The organism is Mesorhizobium sp. M0106 (assembly GCF_040322715.1).
Lineage (GTDB): Bacteria > Pseudomonadota > Alphaproteobacteria > Rhizobiales > Rhizobiaceae > Mesorhizobium.
This window is the reverse complement of record NZ_JAMYUA010000080.1, coordinates 1-14342: the sequence shown is the minus strand read 5'-3', so window position 1 is coordinate 14342 and position 14342 is coordinate 1. Positions and strand designations below refer to the sequence as shown.

Genomic DNA, 14342 nt, shown 5'->3' with positions numbered 1-14342 from the left:
TACCCGCTATCCCCATCCCGACGTCAAGGTCACCGGCGCCACCAAAACCTTCCTGCACCGCGATCACCTGGCCTCTGTCCGCATGGTCACCGATGCCTCAGGCGCCATCGTCGAGCAGACCAACTACGCAACCTACGGAGAGCGCCTCAACACCGGCTTCCAGACGCAGAAGAGCTATATCGGCGAGCGCTTCGATCCCGAGACCGGCCTGCTCTACCTCAACGCCAGGTATATGGATCCCGTGCTGGGGAGGTTCATCTCGCCGGATGATTGGGATCCGACGCTTGGAAGCGTCGGCACCAATAGATATGCCTATGCCGGGAATGACCCCATCAATAAGAGCGATCAAAATGGGTCTTGTTGGACATGCGATTCCCAAAAAGATTGGGACAATTACAACGCGCAGCAAGCTGACAAGAACTTTAAGAAAGCGGATGAAATAAAGAATGGAAAGGATGTATTGTCGTGGGTGCGACGGGAGGTGTTTAGAGCCGACAAGTTTTTCGAGGGTCGTGGCGATGAATACGCGTCCAGGATTGGCGTGCCTGCTTCGGAGCAAGGCCTTTCTCCTGAGGCCCGCGACACGATGGTGGCCGCTGGCGGGCTGGGGGCGGGGTTAACGGCTGGATCTCCGCCTACAGTTGTTGATACAGTGAAAGCCAGATCGCCGAAGAGCATTTTTTCAAAAGAAACTAAACATGTAGAACGGAGAGTAGAAAACAGAACAGTCTCAACGCTAACTAATGGAAAGTATACGATAAACCCTAAAGATATGATCCCGCATAAGAACGGAAGCACGTCGTTCGCGAAAAGTCAGTTTAGATCAGATATTGACGCCGAAAAAGCTACCTTGGATGCAGCGGCACTTGCAGATGAGTACTCGCTTTGGAATCAGGACAAAGCTAAGGTACAAGTGACTAATGGACCCGTTGGCTATACAGGAAACACAGGACAGCCAACCGATGTTATTAACGTGTACCGATCTGTGGACAAGGAAACGGGCGGGTTTTGGGTCCACGGTTCACCAGGAAATTAACTATGGCTATTGACCTAAACGAAGCGATCCGAGCAGCAATGGAACGCAAGGATGCGTGGGATATCTCTGCTTTTCGTGAAACGCTTGATGAACTTTCAAATGTCGAGCGCAATTTGGAAGTTGATTGGGATGAGGCCGCGGGTGAAGAGGTCGGTCGCATTTTGCATGGTGGCCAGGTAAAGGCACTACTCTTTCAGTTAATGCCAATGTTGCTTGCACATAATAGCATTTTAGATCGCGTGGCCGGGTTAAGTAATATAGAAACATTAGAAGTGAGACCTTTTAATGATTATAATAACGAGGAATTTAAGTGGGATATACCGAACACTAGAGTACTAACCGGAAAGGATATATATGCGCTAAACGACTCGAAGTTATTTAGCGCAGGCCAAATTTATTACTATTTCGTTGGATAAAATTGCTGTGCTCGCTATCGTCGGGTGTAGATTGACTGCGTGGCTTGCCTGCCCGCATTTCTGGTCCCCGTCTGCCCTCACGTGATGCAACGAGGTAGCGGATGGCATTCGGCTTGCGCTCGCCAACGTGCATCGTGCCTACGCCAGACCATTCATTCGGCTTCGATAGGTGGCCTGATGAGCTGCGAGATCCACATGCGCGAGGCAAATGGCCGAATTTCGATAAGTCTCGCTCGTGCAATTGCCGCTCACCTACCCTGTGGACAGACCCGAAATAACGCCAGCAATTCCAGCGCTCGTCCCCAACAAGCCCTAGACTAAAAAGCTAGGGGAATCGGGCGGATGTCGATCAATCTGAGTAATTGCGTCGTGCTGTGCATGCTGCTCGCATGCGCAGGCTGCACGTCTCCGTCGGGCAAGGACTTTTTCACCGAAACCGTTGATAGCCTGCATGCAAAGAACTCGCCGCTGCGGACGGGATATAACGCTTCCCATCCCTTAACTGCGGCAGGTGAAGCCCAGCGCTTCTCCGGTGCGCAGTATCAGGGCTCCGGTAATTTCGTCTCCTCTGGCGCGCCAATCGCCCAAGTAACGGCCGATGGTTCCGGTCAATACGAGCTCAATCTGGTCAACGCACCCGTTGCGCAAGCGGCGAAAGCCGTGCTTGGCGACGCCCTTCATCTTAACTACATCGTCGACCCGCGCGTGCAGGGGACGGTGACGCTGCAAACGTCGCAACCTGTATCGCAGGATGCATTGGTTGATATCCTGGAATCCGCACTTGCCGTAAACAATGCCGGGATCACCAAACGCGCCGGCTCGTACCAGATCGTTCCGTTGTCCGACATCATGTCCAGCACGCCGTCCGTCAGTGTGCCGTCGGTCTCGCCCTCCGGCCCTGGCATCAAGGTGCAGGTGCTGCAGTTGCAGTACATCGCAGCTGACGAAATGAAGACGATTCTCGAGCCGATCAGCCGGCAAGGATCGGTGCTCAGGGTCGATTCCACCCGCAACCTGATCACGGTCGCAGGCAACAACAGCGACCTCGATGCAATTCGCGAAGCGGTTTCGGTGTTCGACGTCGACTGGATGCGCGGCATGTCGGTCGCGCTTCATCCCCTGAAAACCTCAAAGCCTGAAGCCGTTGCCTCTGAGCTCGATTCGATCTTCGGCACCAAGAACGGCCCTGGCGCCAAGATCATCCAATTCATTCCCAACGACAGGCTGAATTCGGTGCTGGTGATCACCTCGCGCCCGGCCTATCTCAGCCGCGCTGCGGTATGGATCGGCAAGCTCGACAAGCTGGCCGAGACCAACGAGGACCAGCTCTTCGTCTATGAGATTCAGAACCGACCGGCCAAGGAACTGGCTGCGGTGCTGAGCTCCGTGCTCGGCACTTCGGTCAAGACCGAGGGCGAGATGGCCGGCGCGAACGTGTCGCCCGACATGACGCCGATCGCCTTGCAGTCCGATGGAGTGACGCCTGTGCCATTGACCGGCCCGTCCCCGTCGCTGGCCTTGGCGCCGGACGAACAATCACCCACCCACGCCAAGGTCGTGGCTGATGTCGAGAACAATGCGCTGCTGATACAGACCACGGCACGGGACTATGATCGCATCGAGCATATCCTGACCAAGCTCGACGTTTTGCCGACGCAAGTGATGCTGGAGGCGGTGATCGCCGAGGTGACGCTGAACGACGAACTGAAATTCGGGCTTCGCTGGTTCTTCGAAAACAATGGTATGAAGATCTCGCTGTCCGACGTGGCCAGCGGTTTCACCGGCGCAACCTTCCCCGGTTTTGGCTGGACCTACGCGACCGACAACATCCAGGTTACGCTGAACGCACTCGCCAGCATCACCGACGTCAATGTGATATCGGCGCCGACCATCATGGCGCTCAACAATCAAAAGGCGATCCTGCAGGTTGGCGACCAGGTGCCGATCATCACGCAGCAGGCCGTGGGGACATCGACCGCCGACGCACCGATCGTCAATTCGGTCGAGATGAAGGACACTGGTGTCATACTCACGGTCACGCCGCGCATCAACAATGCCGGCCGTGTCATGCTCGATATCAGCCAAGAAGTCAGCAACGTCACCAAGACGACCAGCTCCGGCATCGATTCGCCAACCATTCAGCAGCGGAAGATCCAGACGCGCGTGCTGGTCAATGACGGCGAGAGCCTGGCGCTCGGCGGCCTTATCCAGGAACGCAACAATGTCGATCGCGGCCAGGTGCCGATCCTCGGCGACATCCCGATCATCGGCAACGCCTTCAAGCACAAGAGCGACAGCGTCGGGCGGACCGAGCTGATCATTTTCATTCGTCCGCGCGTTATCCGCGACATCAGCGAGGCGCGGCAGGTCACCGATGAATTCCGCGGCAAGATCAGCCTGCAGACGCCGATCCAGCAGCGCCGCGGCGGAACGCCTCTGCAACAGAATCTCAAGCGACTGGAATACTGATGGGCGCCCACTTGTCTCTAGTGCTGATTGCGACGATCGCGCTAGCGGCAATCCTTGTCGCCATTTCAGTTGCGGATTTCCGAAGGCTGATTATTCCGGATGAACTCAATTTAGCGCTGGCCGGCACGGGCCTTGGCTTCCAAGCTGCGACACAACCAGATCAAGTCCCGAGCCAAATCCTGTTGGCTGTTGGAACCTTGTCCGCTGTCTGGCTCGTCCGTCGCGGTCATTTCGCAATGACCGGCCGCATCGGTCTTGGGCTCGGCGACGTCAAAATGCTTGGCGCCGCCGCATGCTGGATCAACCCGCTGCTGCTGCCGGTCTTGCTGTTCATAGCAAGCGCAAGCGCGCTGTTATTCATCGGTGGTCAGGTGGTCGCGGTGGGTCCAGCGGCCGCGCGGGCGCGCGTCGCCTTCGGTCCGTTCATCGCAACGGGCCTTGGCTGCACCTGGGTGCTGGAACAATTTGCAGGTTGGAATATGGGATCACTCCAATGACTTCTCTCCGTTTCATTCGACCAAGCAGAAAATACCGCCGTGAAAGCGAAAATCATGAAGGCGGCTTTACGCTGGTCGAGCTTCTGGTGGTACTTGCCATCATAGCGTTGATCGCCACGCTCGCTGCCCCGCAGGTTCTGCGCTATCTCGGCTCGGCCAGGACCAATGCGGCCAAGGCGCAAATCCGCAACATCGAGAGCGCGCTCGAGCTGTACTATATCGACAACGCAAAATATCCGACCGCGGAGGAAGGCTTGCCCGCGCTGGTTACGGCGCCTGCCGACGAAGAGCGCTGGAACGGGCCATACCTGAAAGGGACTACGGGGCTGAGCGATCCCTGGGGAAAGCCTTACTCCTACGAGGTGAAGGCCGATGCGAGCGGTGTGTTGATCCGCACCTTGGGCCGCGACGGCAAGCCCGAAGGGAGCGGCGAGGATCAGGACATAACCAACTGACCAACATTCCGGATCGTAGATAGTCAGTTCGTGGGCTGCGCTTGGGTATCTGCCAAATCCAGGCGCGCAAAACCTGCGGATGAGTAGGTCGCGCCGTCCCGATCGACCGAGATCGTGAACCGCACAGCGGCCGGCAGGCGCCGCTGGGCGCTCCACGTGTCCGACCACAAAGACGCTCCTGGCGAGCCGTCGAGATACTCGAATTTTATGGCGGTCACACCGGCAATCAGTCGTACGGATTGGCTGTCGGATGAATTGCTGTTTTCGCTGCCGCGGCGTGGTTTTTGTACGATGGTCAGGGTGTCTTCGGCGTGTTCCTCGCTTGCAAGGGAAACGGCGATTTCCCGCAGTGCCGAGGATCTGAAGCCGATCGCCTGAATGCCGCTGAATTCAATCCGGGCCGACTCACCGCTAAGATAGATCACACTCTCCGGCGACGATTTTGACAACGGCAGCGGTTCCGCACGGCTGATTGCCCTTTCGAGAAACCGCGAGGCAGCATCGACCTCCATCTGCATCTCGGTTGCCTTCTCGATGCGCATCATCGTGCGGGCTTGTCCGAGAAAGACAATCATCAGCGAGGAAATCACGGCGACCAGGGCAAGCCCAACCAGCACGTCGATCAGCGCAAAACCCTCGACCGACGCCGATGACGCGCGAGTTCCACCCAGGCCGCACCATTCGAAGCTGGGCTTGAGGATGGGAAACCCTGGGAGCCACTGTCCGCAACTGTCCGATGAGCGGCTCATTGAGAGTTCGTATCCTGGACGGGAACAAACGTCAGAAACGGCTCGCCACGCCCGGCACCAGCGGCGCCGGTTCTCTCAATGATAATCGCTGTTAGTTTCGCGTTCGATATCTCAATCGTGCGGGTTTTCAGCCTCCAGCCGGGCTGCGCGGCATCGGAGGCGGTTGAATTCGATCCGAGACCAGCTTGGTGATCGGCCAGCATCTCGCGAACCGCGCGAGCGGCTTCGACCTGTGCCTTGGCAACCGCGATGCTGCGGCTCGCCATCACGATCGACTGGCTTGCTATGCCAAGCACAAGCGCCAGGATCGTCATCCCGATGATCATCTCCAGGATCGAAAAACCGTCTTCACCGGAATCTGGGGCTGCCTGCGAGATCATGGCAGTGTCCGCCGCGTCGCAAGCCCGGTCAGCCAGTTCACCTCGATGCGTACCGTCTGGCCTTTTCGTTGCAGATCGATGTCCAGCCCGGAAGCGCTGCCGTCCGGCAGGAATGTCAAAGTCGCCTGCCGATCCGCAGCCACAGTTTCCAGGCCCGTTGTTACAGTCATCTCGACGTCTTCGGGCAGGACGAGCGTGTCTCGATCATCGAAGCGGATCGCGCCGGCACGAGGATCGATGACTATCTGTTTCGGCCTGGCGGTGGCAATTGCAGACGTGCGGGTCAGGCGCAGTCGGGTGGTGATCTCGCTCGTCAAACTTTCCAGGTTCTTGGTTCGATAATTTCTGGCGATGCCCGGAGCTGCAATGGCCGCGACGACAGCCATGATCGCCAGCACCACCAACATCTCGACCAGGGTAAAACCGGCTGTCGCGTGCTCTCGTTGGCGAGTTGGAGGCGCGCTCGTCATTTCAGCGCCAGATCGTTGATGCTGAGGATCGTGGTCATCACCGAAATGACAAGGCTGCCGACCAGAAAGCCGAGCGAAATCGTCAAAGCCGGCGTCAGCAGTTTCAGCACGGCGTCGATCCGCCGTGTCAGCGCGGCCTGGAGCATCTTTCCGGCGCGATCCAGCACGACGGGAAGCGCGTTCGCATCTTCGCCAAGCGAGATAAGCGACATCGTCGCATTTTCGAAAATGCCTGCCTTGACGATCGCATTATGAAGGCGGGCGCCATTGGCTACGTCATCTTCAATCGCGGTAAAACTTGCCCATAATGAACTCTGCCGGGAGACGTTCGCCGACAGGCCAAGCGCTTCGGTCATTGCCACCCCGTTGCCGAGAAGAAGGGACAAAGTCTCAAGATAGCGCGCTATCACCGTGTCCTTGACCAGCGAGCCGATCAACGGAATTCTCAGCAGCCAGCGCGAGAACAACGCCTTCGCGACCGCCGACCGCGAAAGAAAGAGATAGAAGAGCAAAGCAACGGTTGCCGCGAGCGGGAACACGAAGGGATAGTCGGAGAAAACGGTTCCGAGCCCGGAAAGCAGCTTCATGGTGAACGGCTTTGCCGCCGACGAGCCTTCGAAGATCGGCTCCAGCGCGGGCACAAGCACCGTCGCCAGAACGACAAGCGCCCCGCTCATGACCACCAGCAGAAAGGCGGGGTAAGTCAGCGCTTCGACGATCGCTGCACGACGCTTTGCCTTTGCTTCGAATGTATCGGCCAGCCTTTGGCAGATGAATGCCATCTTGCCGCTGCGTTCGCCGCTGGCGAGCAAGGCCGCAACGTCGGATGTGATCCCCGGCAGGCTGGCAAAGGCCTCCGCAATCGGGCGACCGCCGGTCGTGAGGTCGAGCACGGACTGCAATTGCTGGCGCCGGGTATGATTGCCTTCGCCGGAAATCACCGCGCTCAAGGCGCGATCGACGGTGAAACCCGCGTTCAAGAGCACCGAAAGCTCGGAGAAGAGACGGCCGAGATCGACCCGTCGTGTAAATGTCAGCGCGCCGCGTCCCGGCAGCCGAACGAATTGCTTTGCTCTGCCTACGGGAGCGAGATGATAGGACCGGCGTCCCTGTTGCGCCAATTTGCGCGCAGCATCCTGCTTGGTCGACGCGTCGAGAACGCCAGTTTCCCTGCTGCCGTCGACCAGATAGGCGCGATAGACAAAGGCCGGCATCAGCCGCCTCCGTTGAGGTCGATGACACGCCGGACTTCTTCCATTGTCGTCACTCGCGACTGCGCGAGCGCCTTTGCGTGGACCGCCATCGGAACGAGATCGTCTTCCGCTGCTACTCTGCCGATCTCCATTTCGCCGGCGCCCTGGTCGATAAGCTCGGCGATACGCGGCGACACCTGCAGCATCTCGTAGGTCACGGTGCGGCCGCTGTAGCCGGAACCATTGCAGCTTCGGCAGGCCGAGCCTGTTTGGTCTGTTCCATGGCAAGTCGGGCAGACGCGGCGCAGCAACCTTTGCGCGATGACCCCTCGGATCGTCGCGCCGAGCAGATAGCCATCGATGCCCATATCGCGAAGGCGGGTCAGCGCGCCGGCCGCACTGTTCGTATGAAGCGTCGAAAACACCAGATGGCCGGTCAAGGCCGCCTGCACGGCGACTTGCGCCGTCTCGCGATCGCGGATTTCGCCAAGCAGGATGATGTCGGGATCCTGCCGCAAGATCGAACGCAGGGCTGCGGCAAAATCGAGGTCGATCGCCGGATTGACCTGCAACTGCGTAATGCCCGCCATCCGGTATTCGACCGGGTCCTCGACCGTGAAAATTTTCACATCCGGCCGGGAGCGCTCGGCAAGGATCGAATAGAGCGTCGTCGTCTTGCCGCTGCCGGTCGGCCCGGTGATCAGCACGATGCCGTTGGCGGCTTGCGACATGCTTCTGATCTTGGCTTGTGCGGCATCGTCGAAGCCGAGTTTTCCCAGCCGCAGTTCGACGCCGGCGCGGTCGAGAATCCTGAGCACGATCGCTTCGCCGTGAATGGACGGAATGACCGACACACGAAGGTCGATGTCTCGGCCACGCACCGCAATGCGCATCCTTCCATCCTGCGGCAGCCGCCGTTCGGCGATGTTGAGCCGCGACAGGATCTTTATGCGCGTCGAAATGCCGGACAGCATCGCTGCCGGTGCCGTATCGACGGTGGACAGCATGCCGTCATGCCTGAAGCGGATGCGGACGTGGTCCTCCAGCGGTTCGATGTGGATGTCGGTGGCTCTCGCGTCGACCGCCTTGTGGATGGTGTCGGCGACAAAGCGGACGATCGGCGCCTCGCGGGCAAAATCCTTCAACCGTTCGAGATCGTCAGGGCCGAAATCCGATGAGGCCGCACTGTCTTGATCAGATGACACAGCGCCCTTGGCGGACCGCTCGATCCGGTCGATGCATTCGATAACTGTCCGCCTTGGAAGTATTCTAAGCGCCGGCGTTCGCTCGTAGTGAAAGGCCAGTGCATCGATCATCGCCGACGAGAACGGATCGGCGACGGCAACAAGCAGGTGCTTCTCATCGATCTCCAGCGGAAGAATGGCGTTTTCGCGCAGAAAGGCCAGCGGAACACTTGAGAACAGATCGGGGTTGAACTGCTCTGGAATGTCGGCAGGCGACGGTAGATTCATGAACCGGCTGAGATTGGCGGCAAGCTCCTGTTCGCCGATCAGGCCGAGTTCGGTCATCACCGTGTCGAACGGATGCCCCGATGTCTTCGCCGCTCCCAAAGCGCGTTGGGCTGCGTGCGCGCTCAGCACTTTCTCGCTTTCGAGAAAGGCGAGAAACGCCTCGACGCTGGAGGTTCGGGCAGCCGCGTTCATGACGCCCATCCCTTCAGGATCTGTGCTGCCTCAGTTCCGAAAACCGCGTCGCAGTTTCCAGAGGATGTCGCCGTCCCTGCAAGGTCGGTGGCTTCTGCGACGGGATTTCCTGAAAGACGCCGGAAGCCTGCCGCGCTGGCCGGGAATTTCTCGACGACAAATCCGACCTGGCCTGTAATTCCCGATCCATCTCGCCTTGCTATGACTTCGACCGAATAGGCTGAAGCCTCGGTAGCACCTTGCGTGATCGAAGCGCTACTCGCTGATGCACCGGCAAGGACTGTTCGGAGGCGGCTAGAAGCACGGTCGAGGCTGAGCGTGCCGCGCTTCGAAAAAACCGTGAAGACATCATGGAGATCATGCAGCGGCGTCGAAGCAAGGGCGGAAAACTCCTGCAATTCGGAGACGGATTCGAACGGCGCCTGCTTGTTTTGAGCCGGCCCGACCGAAGTTGTAGGCTCGGCGGCCTGCGCGGCGAAAGCATTGATGCTGCCCCGGAATTGGATAGCGGCTTCGGCCAGTTCTTCGGACGTCTGCTGATTGAAACCGAGCGAGGCAAACCCCAGCGACAGCAGATAAGCATCCGCGGCATTGAGATCGATCAGCCCGCTATGGTCCTGTATCCGGACATCGAAGGTGAATTCCCCCGACCGGCAGGCTGCCGGCGTGGAGTCCGGCGGCAGCTTTTCCGTCGCAAAACCGTCGGCCAACTCGCTCGAAACCACATTGGCCAGGCCTTCGGCAAGCAGCGACAGCCTTTCCTGCTCGACCTCGTTGTTGGCGATCATCAACCGTGTTTTTGCCGTCACGGCAAAGGGAACGACGATGGCCGAGACGATCAGCATGAAGACCAGCACCGCGACGAGCGAAAACCCCGCACTGCCGCTTTCGTTTTCAGAGCGTCCCGCGGTCATTGGCCAACACTCCCGACAGGTTGGCCATCCTGGACTGAAGGATAAAGCGAGATACGGGTGATCTTGCCGTCCCGCTCCAGCACAGCCTCATCTTTGTCGATCGTCGAAACGGTCCAGCCATCGACAGTCTCGCCATTGCCGTACCAAAGAGCGATATCGCCTCCCGCGATCCGCAGCAGGGCCTTAGCGGTCCCGCCGTGAATGCTGATCCCCAGAAGCGATGGCGCAACTATTGGCGCAAGATTCTGCGGCGGTGGCTGCTCGACCGCTACGGAGGCGACTTCGACTGCCGGCGGCTGTACCGGCTCGGGCACTGATTTTCTGCGCGTCGGGCTGAACAGCGGCCGTTCGAAGGTCTCGCTGAAATCAACGGCGTCCGGAATCTGAAGTGACCCTCCGGGGGCGGACATCATTCCTCCGTCGCGCCCCTTTGCCGAAGCGATCGGTGCAATATCGACCGGCGTATCGTAGAGCGCGACATTGACCGCGACGAGGCCGGCAATCATCGCCGTTAGGGCCAAAGCCGTGAATTTTTCGATCATGGTTTTGCCCCACCAGTAGGGGGCGTCGCCTTGGTTTGCAAAGCGCCGTAAAAAACGACCTCGGCGGAAAGCTCCGGATCTCCCGTTCGGCCGGCCGCTGGTCCGATATCATTCGCTCGCAAGGTGGCTTCGCGAATGAACAGCACCGGAAGCGAGGTTTCGATCGCCAAAATGGCATTGTGGACACCTTCCAGGGGGCCTGAAAAATTTGCCCGCAGCCCGATGAAGTCCACGCCCGCTTCGCTGAGCGCCGGCGCGTTGCCGGCCGAGAGCACCGTCACCCCATTCGAAGCCGCAATCGCATTCAGCTTGGTCTGAAGCCCACCGCGAATGACCGCCTCGCTTTCCCCGGTCAGAAATTCAGAATTTGTCGCTGCGGCCGGGTCTAATGCCGCTGCACTGTCAAGGCGTTTTGCGAGTGCTGCCACGGCCTGCAACTGGCCGAGCATCTCCCGTTTTTCCTCGATCCCGGCCTTTGCCGAGGAGATGCTGTCAAATGCCATGAGCACCACCCAGCCGGCAATGCAGGCAGCCGCTGCCGCAATGGCCAGAGCGATGAGACGGCGGACCATCGGGCGCGCGTTGAGAATGGTGGAGAGCATTGTCAGAGCGCTCCGATCGTTGCTGTAATGGTGAAGCGTTCACCATCATGGCCCGGAACCTTGACCACTGGCGCCGCGAACTCGGGTGCCGCGAACAGCGACGACGCGTCGAGCGGCTTGATCAGCTCCGCAGCGGAGGTTGAAAACCCGGTAATGGTCAACTCGCCGCCTTTGGCTGATAGGTCGGTTAGCCAGGCCGTGTCGGGGAGCAGGTGCGTCAGCTCGGCCCAGACGTGAACCAGCGAGGCGGACGTTTTCTTCTCGTTCCGGATTGCTTCAACCTGCGCCATGGCAGTCTGGCGTTTCTGCAGCGACGATCGCGCCGCCTTGGCTTGCACCTGAGCATCGGCGATTTGCGCGTCCAGCTCCGTGCCGGCCTGCCAATAACGCCATTGCGCATGACCGAAGGTGACGAGTGTTGCGCCAAGCAAGATCAAACATGCCGCCGTCCAGGCGAGTCTTGTGTGGCTGTCGCGCTTTGTCGGTGGCCAAATGGCAGCCAAGCTTAACCGATCTGCCTGTCGCACCCGGTCCGCATCGGCCACAGACAGTGAGCCAAGCGTTCCACCGGAGCGGCGAATAGCTTCCAGAACGGCCGCGAGCGTCTTGGTTTTCACGACGTGGTAGGAACAGTCCTGCTCCGAGTGTTCCGCAAAGACAATATGCACCTGCGCCGAATCGATCGGCGTTGATGCCAGAAGGTCGAGCTCGGCCATGCTTCTCGCTTCCCGAAGCGGCAGTCGTCGGCCTGCCAGTTGTCGCGTCAGAAACAGCCCCGGCTCGATCAGGATATCGAAAGTCGGACGTTTGCGCCGAGGGCCGGTCTGCAGAAGTGCAAGAATCTCTTCGGAAGAGGCCGTGAGCGACAACGGGATCGATTGAAATTCGGGCGCATTTGCTTCGCGTACGCGGACACCATCATCTGCCAGGCTGACGATCCAGTCGCTGTTGGAAGATTGTTTTTGCTCAGGACTAACCCGCGTCCAGACCGCTCGCAGCTCATCGAGCCACCAGTTGAAGAAATCCAGGAATTGCGCGTTGAGAGTTGCCAAGACCAGTCGCCCCGCCACCCCAAGCTGATTCTCTGCCGAGGTCTTCTGACCAAGATTACAGTTGCTGGTGTGACGCGGATATCAGCGAGAGCGCGGAGGGCGGATTAGCCACAGCTTTGTGACGGCGACCTCAGGTGCCGATCGTTGATTGAGGATTTGTGGTGATGACGGGCAGATGTTCTAGGATTCGTGGGTGATCCTCGTCCGTGGCAACGACGCGAGAAGCGGCCTTGCAAAACATGCCTGTTCCCTTTTGACACCGCGGATTATCCTACATAGACGGTGCACTTTGGCGAGCGCGCGCCGCAGGCTATCCGCGTCGGCCAGCGTCAGGATCAGATGCTCGTAGTTCGGCATCGGGCACCACGCCCAAATGCCGACACCGACGAGCCGCTAGTTCTCGAACACCGGGTTTCTTGTTACCTCGTGCATCACGTGATGAAGCAGGCGGGAACGACAGCGAGGGCAAGTTGAGCCATGCGGTCAATCTCCACACGACAGCAGTGCTATCAGAGTAAAAAGTGCACCGTGACCTTAATTCCAGATGATTGCGCCGACAACAGTGGCTCTCGTAGCCACGTTATGAGGCCGATTTTCCATTGCGCTTCAAATAGCCAGCGATAAGCTCTTCATCATTCTGGCCAACGTACGCACGCGGTACGCTGCGGAGCTGAATTGGCATATCCCAATGGGCCGGCCTTTGTGTTTCATCGAACCATTTGCAGTTCTCGATGTTTATCCAGTGCGCTCTTCGCATCAGGCAGACGTGTAACCCGTCGTCATCATAACCAAATTCAACACCGCAGCATTCACAGATGTCATGTGTCGGTTCTCTGCCATTCTCACCCCACGGCAAATGTGGATAGTGATCAAGTCCGCATACGCGACAATGAAACTTTTCAGTGTGTGACATGGCTAATAGCTATTCTGAAAGTAGTCAATAGGCGATGAATACTTCGTAGGATCATAGCCATTTGGATTGCTTGAGCTTGCTGGAGCGGGTGAAAACATTGTCTTTGGTGTCCCATCAGCTTGATTGACAGAAAACGTATTACTGGGGGGATCAAACGTGACGACATCCCCGTTGGGCCGGGTGCGCGTGAGAGCAGTTGTTGGTGGGTTTGCGACAAAGTTGTGAGTTTCTTGAACGTACTCTTTCGCATTGTTGAGGTTCGGGAAATCCGCTTTGTGCTTGTTCCAGTGGAACAGCGCATTTTTTAGCGAAGGTAGTTTTGCAGCTGACAACAGCTTACCAGCTCTCTTTGCGGCTACAACCCCTGGCTTTAACTCAGGAGCAGCAAAAGTTATCGCAAGCCCAATTGTACCGATCGCTATTTTACCCGCATCTCTTTCCTTTACTCCCGCGTATATCGTTTTTACGTCTTCAGCCGGCGTTAGAGATACTATCGTGTTTCCCGTATTGATGGCAGCATCGACGCCCGCACGCCCCGATATGTCAGCCTGATTGGCAATATAGTCTCGCGCAGCGGTGGCGCCTGGTCCGCCGCTGAAGATGCCGCCTCCCCCGAATAGGCTTTCCCACCCATGCCCATTCTGATCGCTTTTATTCACGGGATCATTCAGGGCATAGGCATAGCGGTTGGTGCCGACGCCAGGCTTGGTCGGATCCCAGTCATCTGGCGAGATGAACCTCCCCAACACGGGATCCATGTACCGTGCATTTAGGTAGAGCAGGCCGGTCTCGGGATCGAAGCGCTCGCCGATATAGCTCTTCTGCGTCTGGAAGCCGGTGTTGAGACGTTCTCCGTAGGTAGCATAGTTGGTCTGCTCGGCGATGGCGCCTGAGGCATCGGTGACCATGCGCACCGAGGCCAGGTGATCGCGATGCAGGAAGGCCTTTGTCGCGCCGGTCACCTTGACATCGGGATGGGGGTAGCGGGTG

15 protein-coding genes are annotated in these 14342 nt (G+C 58.5%); 5 read left to right on the top strand and 10 right to left on the bottom strand.

The features are described 5' to 3' along the window. The 5 genes from NKJ55_RS34270 to gspG all read left to right on the top strand — a co-directional run. A partial coding sequence (locus tag NKJ55_RS34270; protein WP_352453750.1) for an RHS repeat-associated core domain-containing protein occupies positions 1-1036 on the top strand: 1036 nt, incomplete at its 5' end. 2 nt (positions 1037-1038) lie between these two features. Further along, the gene (locus NKJ55_RS34265; protein WP_352453749.1) at positions 1039-1452 is read left to right on the top strand and encodes a hypothetical protein; all 414 of its coding nucleotides are present in this window, start codon (positions 1039-1041) and stop codon (positions 1450-1452) included. Between the two features lie 342 nt (positions 1453-1794). Next, a complete protein-coding gene (gspD, locus tag NKJ55_RS34260) occupies positions 1795-3921 on the top strand; it encodes a type II secretion system secretin GspD (protein WP_352453748.1) in 2127 nt (708 codons plus the stop codon). After that, positions 3921-4418 (top strand): prepilin peptidase, encoded by a 498-nt coding sequence (locus tag NKJ55_RS34255; protein ID WP_352453747.1) that lies wholly within the window; start codon positions 3921-3923, stop codon positions 4416-4418. Before gspD ends, NKJ55_RS34255 begins: the two co-directional genes overlap by 1 nt. Beyond that, complete coding sequence (gene gspG, locus NKJ55_RS34250; protein WP_352453746.1) at positions 4415-4873, top strand: type II secretion system major pseudopilin GspG; 459 nt, start codon at positions 4415-4417, stop codon at positions 4871-4873. The genes NKJ55_RS34255 and gspG overlap by 4 nt, the downstream gene beginning before the upstream one ends. 23 nt (positions 4874-4896) lie before the next feature. Here the strand turns inward: gspG and NKJ55_RS34245 are convergent, their stop codons facing one another. The 10 genes from NKJ55_RS34245 to NKJ55_RS34200 all read right to left on the bottom strand — a co-directional run. Next, positions 4897-5622 carry a hypothetical protein gene (locus NKJ55_RS34245; protein ID WP_352453745.1) on the bottom strand — a complete coding sequence of 242 codons (726 nt, stop codon included), beginning with the start codon at positions 5620-5622 and terminating at the stop codon, positions 4897-4899. Continuing rightward, positions 5619-6002: a PulJ/GspJ family protein gene (locus NKJ55_RS34240; RefSeq protein WP_352453744.1), complete on the bottom strand. Its 384-nt coding sequence runs from the start codon at positions 6000-6002 to the stop codon at positions 5619-5621. The genes NKJ55_RS34245 and NKJ55_RS34240 overlap by 4 nt, the downstream gene beginning before the upstream one ends. Further along, the gene (locus NKJ55_RS34235; protein WP_352453743.1) at positions 5999-6472 is read right to left on the bottom strand and encodes a GspH/FimT family pseudopilin; all 474 of its coding nucleotides are present in this window, start codon (positions 6470-6472) and stop codon (positions 5999-6001) included. Before NKJ55_RS34235 ends, NKJ55_RS34240 begins: the two co-directional genes overlap by 4 nt. After that, positions 6469-7686 (bottom strand): type II secretion system F family protein, encoded by a 1218-nt coding sequence (locus NKJ55_RS34230; protein WP_352453742.1) that lies wholly within the window; start codon positions 7684-7686, stop codon positions 6469-6471. Before NKJ55_RS34230 ends, NKJ55_RS34235 begins: the two co-directional genes overlap by 4 nt. Next, entirely contained in the window at positions 7686-9329 is a 1644-nt protein-coding gene (locus tag NKJ55_RS34225) for a GspE/PulE family protein (protein WP_352453741.1), read from the bottom strand. Before NKJ55_RS34225 ends, NKJ55_RS34230 begins: the two co-directional genes overlap by 1 nt. Further along, positions 9326-10243, bottom strand: a complete 918-nt coding sequence (locus tag NKJ55_RS34220; protein WP_352453740.1) for a hypothetical protein — start codon at positions 10241-10243, stop codon at positions 9326-9328. Before NKJ55_RS34220 ends, NKJ55_RS34225 begins: the two co-directional genes overlap by 4 nt. Then, positions 10240-10749 carry a hypothetical protein gene (locus NKJ55_RS34215; RefSeq protein WP_352453739.1) on the bottom strand — a complete coding sequence of 170 codons (510 nt, stop codon included), beginning with the start codon at positions 10747-10749 and terminating at the stop codon, positions 10240-10242. The genes NKJ55_RS34220 and NKJ55_RS34215 overlap by 4 nt, the downstream gene beginning before the upstream one ends. 32 nt (positions 10750-10781) lie before the next feature. Continuing rightward, the gene (gspM, locus tag NKJ55_RS34210) at positions 10782-11387 is read right to left on the bottom strand and encodes a type II secretion system protein GspM (protein ID WP_352453738.1); all 606 of its coding nucleotides are present in this window, start codon (positions 11385-11387) and stop codon (positions 10782-10784) included. Between the two features lie 2 nt (positions 11388-11389). Continuing rightward, complete coding sequence (locus NKJ55_RS34205) at positions 11390-12439, bottom strand: PilN domain-containing protein (protein ID WP_352453737.1); 1050 nt, start codon at positions 12437-12439, stop codon at positions 11390-11392. A gap of 915 nt (positions 12440-13354) precedes the next feature. Further along, positions 13355-14342: RHS repeat-associated core domain-containing protein (locus tag NKJ55_RS34200; RefSeq protein ID WP_352453736.1), on the bottom strand; the 988-nt coding region annotated here is incomplete at its 5' end.

Bases quoted from the DNA above. Each gene is read 5' to 3' on its own strand.
- NKJ55_RS34240 (WP_352453744.1), bottom strand. From the start codon at position 6,002: ATGATCTCGCAGGCAGCCCCAGATTCCGGTGAAGACGGTTTTTCGATC.
- NKJ55_RS34225 (WP_352453741.1), bottom strand. From the start codon at position 9,329: ATGAACGCGGCTGCCCGAACCTCCAGCGTCGAGGCGTTTCTCGCCTTT.
- NKJ55_RS34245 (WP_352453745.1), bottom strand. From the start codon at position 5,622: ATGAGCCGCTCATCGGACAGTTGCGGACAGTGGCTCCCAGGGTTTCCC.
- NKJ55_RS34220 (WP_352453740.1), bottom strand. From the start codon at position 10,243: ATGACCGCGGGACGCTCTGAAAACGAAAGCGGCAGTGCGGGGTTTTCG.
- gspG (WP_352453746.1), top strand. From the start codon at position 4,415: ATGACTTCTCTCCGTTTCATTCGACCAAGCAGAAAATACCGCCGTGAA.
- NKJ55_RS34265 (WP_352453749.1), top strand. From the start codon at position 1,039: ATGGCTATTGACCTAAACGAAGCGATCCGAGCAGCAATGGAACGCAAG.
- gspD (WP_352453748.1), top strand. From the start codon at position 1,795: ATGTCGATCAATCTGAGTAATTGCGTCGTGCTGTGCATGCTGCTCGCA.
- gspM (WP_352453738.1), bottom strand. From the start codon at position 11,387: ATGCTCTCCACCATTCTCAACGCGCGCCCGATGGTCCGCCGTCTCATC.
- NKJ55_RS34235 (WP_352453743.1), bottom strand. From the start codon at position 6,472: ATGACGAGCGCGCCTCCAACTCGCCAACGAGAGCACGCGACAGCCGGT.
- NKJ55_RS34255 (WP_352453747.1), top strand. From the start codon at position 3,921: ATGGGCGCCCACTTGTCTCTAGTGCTGATTGCGACGATCGCGCTAGCG.
- NKJ55_RS34215 (WP_352453739.1), bottom strand. From the start codon at position 10,749: ATGATTGCCGGCCTCGTCGCGGTCAATGTCGCGCTCTACGATACGCCG.
- NKJ55_RS34230 (WP_352453742.1), bottom strand. From the start codon at position 7,686: ATGCCGGCCTTTGTCTATCGCGCCTATCTGGTCGACGGCAGCAGGGAA.